Below are 8521 nucleotides of genomic sequence, written 5' to 3' on the forward strand. Positions count from 1 at the left end.
CGTCCGTCGCTGCCGCCACGCGGTGGCCCGCGTGCCGAGCTGCCGGGCGGCAACCCGCAGCCCCGCGTGCCGAGTTGGAGCGACGAGAACGCGCAGCCGCACCTCGACGCGCCGCGCGGTCACGACGAGCCCGACTCCACCACGCAGTTCCCGCCGGTCCGTGACGGGCGTCAAGGCCCGGGCTCCACGGCCGAGTTCGCCCGGCCCGACTTCGACGCGCCGCAGCCCGGCCAGGGCCCGGGGCAGGGTCAGGGCCAGGACCAGGGCACCGGTCAGTACGTCCGTTCCGACGTCTTCGGCGGCATACCCAACGGGAACGGCGCGCCTGCCGCACCGGCCAACGGCTTCCGCGACAGCGGTCTGCCGAACCGTCAGGACCCGTCCCACACCGGTCAGTTCGAGCGCCCCGCGGCGCCTCGCCAGCGGGGTGACGCACAGGACTTCCCGCCCGCGCCGCCGCGCCCGTCGGGTCAGGACCAGGGCATCCCGGCGCAGCCGGTCCAGCAGGACTACCTGCCGCCGGCCGGTCCGGGCGACGGTCGTACGCCGCTGTACGACACGCTGGAGACCAACTGGTTCCACGGCCAGCAGAACCAGCAGAACCAGGCCCAGCAGAGCCAAGGCCAGCAGCATCACGGCCAGCAGGGCCAGCAGGGCCAGCAGCACACCGGACAGCAGCACCAGGGCCAGTACCAGGGGCAGCACCCCAACCAGCCGCAGCAGCAGGGCCCGTCCCTGCCGCAGCGCGCCGCGGCTCCGCAGCGTCCGCAGGCGTCGGCCCCGGCCGCACCCGCGCGCCAGGCGCCCGCTCCCGACTCCGGCCAGAACCAGGCCAATTGGCGGCAGTCCCCGAACGACGAGTTGATGCGTCAGGCCGAGCGGGTGCGCAAGCCCGCCGCGGGCGGCGTCACCGTGTCGGGCCTGCCGCGTCGTGTGCCGCGGGCGAACCTCGTGGCGGGCACGGCCCAGGAGCAGCAGCAGAACCAGAGCGGTCCGCAGGTCTCGCGCGCGCCGGAAGAAGTGCGCGGACGGCTGACCAATCTCCGTCGGGGCATCCAGCAGGGCCGCGATGCCGGCACCGGCCAGACCGGCAGCTACCCCCGCCCCACTCACCAGCAGGAGCGTTAGTTGAGCCAGATGAGCCAGGCGGCACAGAACCTGAACTGGTTGATCACCAACTTCGTGGACAACACCCCGGGTGTCTCGCACACGGTGGTGGTGTCCGCGGACGGTCTGCTGCTCGCCATGTCCGAGGGGTTCCCGCGCGACCGCGCGGATCAGCTCGCGGCCGTGGCGTCGGGTCTGACGTCGCTGACGGCCGGGGCCTCGAGAATCTTCGAGGGCGGGCCGGTGAACCAGACGGTCGTGGAGATGGAGCGCGGCTTTCTCTTCATCATGTCCGTCTCCGACGGATCGTCGCTCGCCGTGCTCGCGCACCCCGACTGCGACATCGGTCTCGTGGGGTACGAGATGGCGCTCCTCGTCGACCGCGCGGGCGCCGTCCTCACCCCGGATCTCCGTGCCGAACTGCAGGGCAGCCTGCTGCACTGAGAGGGGTGACGGCCGGTAACCCCGGCCACGCCCACAGTCTTACGCATCAGCAGCCCCGAGAACCACAGAAGTCACGTAACCCACGTCCGGCCGTCACAACTCCCCCACCGGCCCACCCTCAGACGGCAGGCCCCCGACTTGCCGTCCCGCCCGGAGGATCCATGACCCCGCCCACCGCTCCTCACGATCCGTACGGCAGCACCGCCGCACACGCCGACTACGGACATGAGGGCGACCAGCCGCTGGTTCGCCCGTATGCGATGACCGGCGGCCGGACCCGGCCGCGCTACCAGCTGGCCATCGAGGCGCTGGTCTCCACCACCGCCGACCCGTCGGCCCTGGTGACCCTGCTGCCGGAGCACCAGCGCATCTGCCACCTGTGCCGCGAGGTGAAGTCGGTCGCGGAGGTGTCGGCCCTGCTGTCGATGCCCCTCGGGGTGGCCCGGATCCTCGTCGCCGACCTGGCCGAGGCCGGGCTCGTCGCGATCCACCAGCCCGGCGGCGACGAGGCCAACGGCGGCGCGCCGGACGTGACTCTGCTCGAAAGGGTGCTCAGTGGACTTCGCAAGCTCTGACGGCGCCACGGGGGCCACCCGGTCGACCACCTCGGCGAAGATCGTGGTGGCCGGCGGATTCGGTGTCGGCAAGACCACGTTCGTGGGGGCGGTCTCCGAGATCAACCCGCTGCGCACCGAGGCCGTCATGACGTCCGCGTCCGCGGGCATCGACGACCTGACCCACACCGGGGACAAGACGACCACCACGGTCGCCATGGACTTCGGCCGCATCACGCTGGACCAGGACCTGATCCTCTACCTGTTCGGCACACCCGGCCAGGACCGCTTCTGGTTCATGTGGGACGACCTGGTCCGCGGCGCCATCGGCGCCGTCGTCCTCGTCGACACGCGCCGCCTCGCCGACTGCTTCCCCGCCGTCGACTACTTCGAGAACTCCGGCCTCCCGTTCGTCGTCGCCCTCAACGGCTTCGACGGGTACCAGCCGTACAACCCCGAAGAAGTGCGCGAGGCGCTGCAGATCGGGCCCGACACCCCGATCATCACGACGGACGCGCGACACCGTGCGGATGCAAAGAGTGCGCTGATCACGCTGGTGGAGCACGCGCTGATGGCCCGCCTCAAGTAGACAGAAGCAGTCAGAACTCGGCCATCAAGTGGCTGGATTCATACGGCAGTTGTCGTAGGCCCTTCGGTGGCCCCTGTGGCCTTTGACACGCGGGGCCTCTGTGTTCATAACGTTTCGACAGAGAATTCCGGGGGTGCGGACACACGTCGCGCACACCCGGTTCCCCTGCGCTCACAAGAGCCCCGCCTTTTGGCGGGGCTCGCTCTTTATGACCGTTTTATCTAGGGCATACATCACGTGGAGCTTCCGGTTCCGACTGTTTGGAAGTGCGCGTCCTGACGTGCTGGAATGCGCTGAACTGCCCAGTAAGAACGGGCCTGGAGACATACAGCGGCACGGAGTAGGTGCCGACGCCGAGAGGTTGTTGGTCGAGTGAGGCGAAGCAAGAACAGTCCCGAGCCGGCTTCGGCGCGGGGCAACTTCACCCCGCCGCCGCGCACAGCGGCACAGGCCGCACCGGCCGACACGGCCGCGCCCGCGCCGTCCGGCGGCCGCATGTCGCCGCGCAACTGGCGTGTGCCCACGAAGCTGAACGCGATCCTGCTCATACCCGTTCTCGTCGGCCTGGTCATGGGCGGCTTCCAGGTGAAGAGCTCCATCGACACCTGGCACGAGGCCCAGGACGCGGAGAACACCGCGCGGCTCGTGCGGGCCTCCCTGACGTACGGCAACCGCCTCGTCGAGGAGCGGGACGTCTCCGCCGCTCCCCTTCTCCAGAAGGGCTCGAAGGGCGCCAAGGACCCGAAGGTCGTCAAGGCCCGGGCGGCGACCGACGCGGCCGCCGACGCCTTCCACGCCGCGGCGCGCAACATGCCGCACAAGGAAGGCCTGGAGCGCCGCATGGCGCAGTTCACCAAGGTCGAGGGCGGCCTGGCCAAGCTGCGCGCCGCCTCGTACACCGCCAAGCTCCCCGGCGTGCAGACCGAAGAGGGCTACGTCGCCATCCAGCACCCGCTGATGGAGTTCGCCAACGAGCTCGGCCTCGGCACCGGCAACATCACCAGCTACGGCCGCACGGTCTACGCGATCTCGCTGTCCAAGGCGGCGCTCTCCCTGGAGCGCTCCATCGGCATGCACCTGCTGGTGAAGCCCGGCCCCGACCCGGCGAACTTCGCCAAGCAGCGCACCGCACTCGGCAGCTACGCCTACCTCGAGGGCATCGCCATCGAGGAGTACAAGGGCGGCGGTACGCCCCAGGACCTCAAGAAGCTCGACGCCACGATCAAGCAGCTGAAGACGGACGGCGCCAAGCAGGCCGCCGCCGCCAAGCAGCAGGACCCGGACTACGTCCCGCCGCCGGCCGACACCACCGAGATGGTCGGCGACATCGTGGCGATGCCGAGCACCCAGCCCAGCGCCCGGCTCGCCCTCGCCCAGAAGGGCGTGACGGCCGAGAACTGGTGGGCGGTCAACACCGCGAAGTTCGACGCCTACCGCACGATCGAGTCGGATCTCGCGGACAAGGCCGTGAACGAGGCCTCCTCCATCGCCGCCGACGCCAAGCAGGAAGCGATCATCATCGGCGCCGCCGTCGTGATCGCGCTGCTCGCCGCCGTGCTGCTCGCCGGTCAGATGGCCCGCCAGATGTCGCGCTCGATGCGCCGGCTGCGCTCCGCCGCCTTCGACGTGGCCGAGCAGCGGCTGCCGATGCTGGTCGACCAGCTCTCGCGCACCGAGCCGGGCCGCGTGGACACCCGCGTCCAGCCGATCCCGATCACCACCACCGACGAGATCGGCGAGGTCGCCCGTGCCTTCGACCAGGTTCACCGGGAAGCGGTACGGCTCGCGGCCGAGCAGGCACTCCTGCGGGGCAACATCAACGCGATCTTCACCAACCTGTCGCGCCGCAACCAGTCGCTGATCGAGGGCCAGCTGACCCTCATCACCGACCTGGAGAACAACGAGGCCGACCCGGACCAGCTGGAGAACCTCTTCCGCCTGGACCACCTCGCGACCCGTATGCGCCGCAACGGCGAGAACCTCCTGGTCCTGTCGGGCGAGGAGCCCGGCCGCCGCTGGGACCAGCCGGTCCCGCTGGTCGACGTGCTGCGCGCCGCGACCTCCGAGGTGGAGCAGTACGAGCGCATCGAGCTGTCCGGCGTGCCGGAGGCCGACATCCACGGCCGCGCGGTCACCGACCTCGTGCACGCGCTCGCCGAGCTCCTGGAGAACGCCACGTCGTTCTCCTCCCCGCAGACCAAGGTCCGCGTCACCGCGACCCGTCTCCCCGACGGCCGCATCATGATCGAGATCCACGACAAGGGCATCGGCCTCACCGCCGAGGACTTCGCGGACATCAACCACAAGCTGGCCAACCCGCCGACCGTGGACGCCGCGATCTCCCAGCGCATGGGCCTGTTCGTGGTCGGCCGCCTCGCCGACCGGCACGGCATCCGCGTCCAGCTGCGCCCCTCGGGCGAGCAGGCGGGCACGACCTCCCTGGTCATGCTCCCTGACGCGATCACCCACGGCGGTGGCGGCGGCGAACTCCAGTCGGACAACAGCGAGTTCACCGTCTCGACGATGATCCCGCAGCAGCAGGCGCTGGAGAAGGAGCCGCTGCGCACCGCCGCCGAGCTGGGCTTCGACGACAGCCGCTACGACGTCCCGGACGACGCCCGCGAGCTGGACCCGGTCGGCCGCTCCCTGATGCGCGAGGAGCGCCGCGCGGCCCTGGAGGCGCAGACGCAGGGCCAGGACGGCATGGCGCACCCCGGCGACGGCCGCCCGCTGTTCCGCGACGAGATCGCGGCCCGCCAGGCCCAGCAGCCCCCGCAGCCCTCGTACGCCGAGCAGTCCGCGTACGAAGCGCCGCCCCTCGGCTACGACCATCAGCAGCAGTCCGGCTACGACGATCAGCGGATGGTCGGCTACGACGATCAGCGACAGGGCGGCTACGACGATCAGCGTCCGAACGGGTACGACGGATTCGCCCCCGCGCAGACCGCCTTCGACGGCGGACAGCAGGGTGGCTACGTGCCGGACCACCCCACGCAGGACGGCTATCCGGAAGTTCCCCAGGAGTCGTACAACGCCTTCGAGGAGCCGGTCCGGCAGCCCGACTGGCAGGCGCAGGACGCCTACCGGGGTGACTTCCAGACCTCGTACGCACCGGAAGCGGAATCTGCTCGGGCCGCTGACGCGGTGGAGCGGGACAGCGTAGGCTTCGGCCCGGGCACCGCCGCCGGACCGGGGACGGCTGCCGGCCCCTCCCCCTCTGTCGCGCATGATCTGACCGACGCGGGTCTGCCCCGCCGAGGCTCCGCCGCCCCCCAGCGTCCGGAGCCGGCCGCGGCGCCGCCCGCCGAGGAGCCTTCCGACGACGACACCTGGCGCTCGGCCAACGACGACCGGTGGGAGCGCGCCGAGGCCCTGAAGCGGCCGAAGGCGGGCGGCGTCACCTCGTCCGGGCTGCCGCGCCGGGTGCCCAAGGCCAACCTGGTCGAGGGCACCGCGGAGTCGACGCCGCAGGGCGGTCCGCAGATCTCCCGTGCCCCCGAGGACGTACGGGGCCGGCTGAGCAACCTGCGCCGGGGCGTACAGCGAGGGCGCAATGAAGGCAGTGGTGACCAGCAGTGACCGCAGTGACCGCAGTGACGAAGAACGGCCAGGACAGCGGGTTTCCCGGTGGGCCTGACAGCACCTACATCCAGGAGCGTTAGTGTGAGCCCGATGAGCCAGGCGGCACAGAACCTGAACTGGTTGATCACGAACTTCGTGGACAACACCCCCGGGGTGTCCCACACAGTGGTGGTCTCCGCCGACGGACTCCTTCTGGCGATGTCCGAAGGGTTCCCCCGCGACCGCGCCGACCAGCTGGCGGCCGTCGCGTCGGGACTGACCTCGCTGACCGCGGGCGCGTCCCGCATCTTCGAGGGCGGCGCGGTGAACCAGACAGTTGTGGAGATGGAGCGAGGATTCCTCTTCATCATGTCCATCTCTGACGGTTCTTCTCTTGCCGTCCTTGCACACCCCGAGGCGGACATTGGTCTCGTTGGGTACGAGATGGCACTTCTTGTCGACCGTGCGGGCACGGTTCTCACGCCCGACCTGCGGGCGGAGCTTCAGGGAAGCCTGCTCAACTAACAGACAGGCGGTGCGTTTTCGGGTCCCGTAGCCGTAAAGTTTCGGGACGCGGCTCCACAGTGATGGTGCCCAGCGCAGTCGGAGGAGGAGTACGTGTCTGGTTCAGCAACACCCCCGAGCGGTTCGTCGGCCCAGTGGCCGCCCTACGGCCCTGCCCAGGGTCAGCAGGGTCAGGCCGGTCCGAACGACGGTTCGCAGAACCGGTACAACTTCCCGTCCGCGCCGAGCCATGCCCGGCCGACCCGGCAGCCCGGTCCCTACGACCAGCCGCCGGCGCCGCGCATCCAGCCCGTGCAGCCGCAGCCGCGCCCCGACGCGAATCCCGCCCCCGCCGCAAAGAACAACCCCCTGGTGCGCCCGTACGCCATGACGGGCGGTCGCACCAGGCCGCGCTACCAGCTCGCCATCGAGGCACTGGTGCACACCACCGCGCAGCCGCACCAGCTGCAGGGCCAACTGCCCGAGCACCAGCGGATCTGCAACCTGTGCCGAGAGATCAAGTCGGTGGCCGAGATCTCGGCCCTGCTCACGATCCCCCTCGGTGTGGCCAGGATTCTCGTAGCCGACCTCGCGGAGGCGGGCCTGGTCGCCATCCATCAGCCCGGCGGCGACGAGAACGCCGGCGGCCAGCCAGACGTGACTTTGCTCGAAAGGGTGCTCAGTGGACTTCGCAACCTCTAGCGGAGGGCCGGCAACTCCAAGTCGTTCCACCACGTCCGCGAAGATCGTGGTGGCAGGCGGATTCGGCGTCGGCAAGACGACGTTCGTCGGCGCCGTGTCGGAGATCAATCCGCTGCGCACCGAGGCCGTCATGACGTCCGCGTCCGCGGGCATCGACGACCTGACCCACACCGGGGACAAGACGACCACCACGGTCGCCATGGACTTCGGCCGCATCACGCTGGACCAGGACCTGATCCTCTACCTGTTCGGCACACCCGGCCAGGACCGCTTCTGGTTCATGTGGGACGACCTGGTCCGCGGCGCCATCGGCGCCGTCGTCCTCGTCGACACACGCCGCCTCGCCGACTGCTTCCCCGCCGTCGACTACTTCGAGAACTCCGGCCTCCCGTTCGTCATCGCCCTCAACGGCTTCGACGGCAACCAGCCCTACGGCCCGGACGAGGTGCGCGAGGCGCTGCAGATCGGCCCCGACACCCCGATCATCACGACGGACGCGCGACACCGCGCCGACGCGAAGTCGTCCCTCATCACGTTGGTGGAGCACGCCCTGATGGCGCGGCTGCGGTAGTTACTTCAGTCAGCTCTGCGACCGCCGGTGGCCCTGGGCCCCGGCGGTCTTTCGTTTCCGGCGTGTGCGGATGTCCGGCGTGTGCGGGTGCGGATCGCCCGACCGGCCGCGTACGCCCACGGCCCCGCCCTCCCGAAGGAGAGCGGGGCCGTGGAGGCGGAGCGTCAGCGCCAGCTGTGGGGCGCGCGGAAGCCGTGTTCGCGCTCCAGGCGGCGCCAGCCCGCGCGGGACTGGTGGGCGGCCGGGGCGGAGGGCTGGGCGGCGGCGCGGGCCAGGAGGACGGCGGTGATGGCCGCGACTTCCTCGGGCTCGGCGTGGCCCTTCTCGACACGGATGTCAGGGATGGACATGGGGCAGGTCTCCTACGACTAGGTGCCGCTACTGCGGGGGGTTGCCGTGCTTGCGGGACGGCAGGTCGGCGTGCTTGGTGCGCAGCATCGCCAGGGAGCGGATGAGCACCTCGCGGGTCTCGGCGGGGTCGATGACGTC

The 8521-nt window shown here is 70.4% G+C and carries 7 protein-coding genes and 2 pseudogenes; 8 read left to right on the forward strand and 1 reads right to left on the reverse strand.

Annotated elements, in window-relative coordinates; translation table 11 throughout:
• The 8 genes and pseudogenes from G3I40_RS30325 to G3I40_RS30360 form a co-directional block, all read left to right on the forward strand.
• Window positions 1–1128: pseudogene (locus G3I40_RS30325) on the forward strand (hypothetical protein); the annotation flags it as partial.
• A 9-nt stretch (window positions 1129–1137) separates the two neighbouring features.
• Window positions 1138–1551, forward strand: coding sequence for a roadblock/LC7 domain-containing protein (locus tag G3I40_RS30330; protein WP_164305831.1), 414 nt, complete (start codon window positions 1138–1140; stop codon window positions 1549–1551).
• Window positions 1552–1712: 161 nt separating this feature from the next.
• Window positions 1713–2126 carry a DUF742 domain-containing protein gene (locus G3I40_RS30335; RefSeq protein WP_164305826.1) on the forward strand — a complete coding sequence of 138 codons (414 nt, stop codon included), beginning with the start codon at window positions 1713–1715 and terminating at the stop codon, window positions 2124–2126.
• Window positions 2107–2694, forward strand: coding sequence for an ATP/GTP-binding protein (locus G3I40_RS30340; RefSeq protein WP_164305827.1), 588 nt, complete (start codon window positions 2107–2109; stop codon window positions 2692–2694). The genes G3I40_RS30335 and G3I40_RS30340 overlap by 20 nt, the downstream gene beginning before the upstream one ends.
• Window positions 2695–3066: 372 nt before the next feature.
• Window positions 3067–6356: pseudogene (locus G3I40_RS30345) on the forward strand (nitrate- and nitrite sensing domain-containing protein).
• A 10-nt stretch (window positions 6357–6366) separates the two neighbouring features.
• Complete coding sequence (locus G3I40_RS30350; protein WP_026057603.1) at window positions 6367–6780, forward strand: roadblock/LC7 domain-containing protein; 414 nt, start codon at window positions 6367–6369, stop codon at window positions 6778–6780.
• A 93-nt stretch (window positions 6781–6873) separates the two neighbouring features.
• Complete coding sequence (locus G3I40_RS30355; protein WP_164305828.1) at window positions 6874–7461, forward strand: DUF742 domain-containing protein; 588 nt, start codon at window positions 6874–6876, stop codon at window positions 7459–7461.
• Window positions 7442–8032, forward strand: coding sequence for an ATP/GTP-binding protein (locus tag G3I40_RS30360; RefSeq protein WP_164305829.1), 591 nt, complete (start codon window positions 7442–7444; stop codon window positions 8030–8032). The genes G3I40_RS30355 and G3I40_RS30360 overlap by 20 nt, the downstream gene beginning before the upstream one ends.
• A gap of 164 nt (window positions 8033–8196) precedes the next feature.
• Here the strand turns inward: G3I40_RS30360 and G3I40_RS30365 are convergent, their stop codons facing one another.
• A complete protein-coding gene (locus tag G3I40_RS30365; RefSeq protein ID WP_164305830.1) occupies window positions 8197–8382 on the reverse strand; it encodes an acyl-CoA carboxylase subunit epsilon in 186 nt (61 codons plus the stop codon).
• Window positions 8383–8521: the final 139 nt, after the last annotated feature.

This window comes from Streptomyces sp. SID14478 (genome assembly GCF_010548525.1).
Taxonomy (GTDB): domain Bacteria; phylum Actinomycetota; class Actinomycetes; order Streptomycetales; family Streptomycetaceae; genus Streptomyces.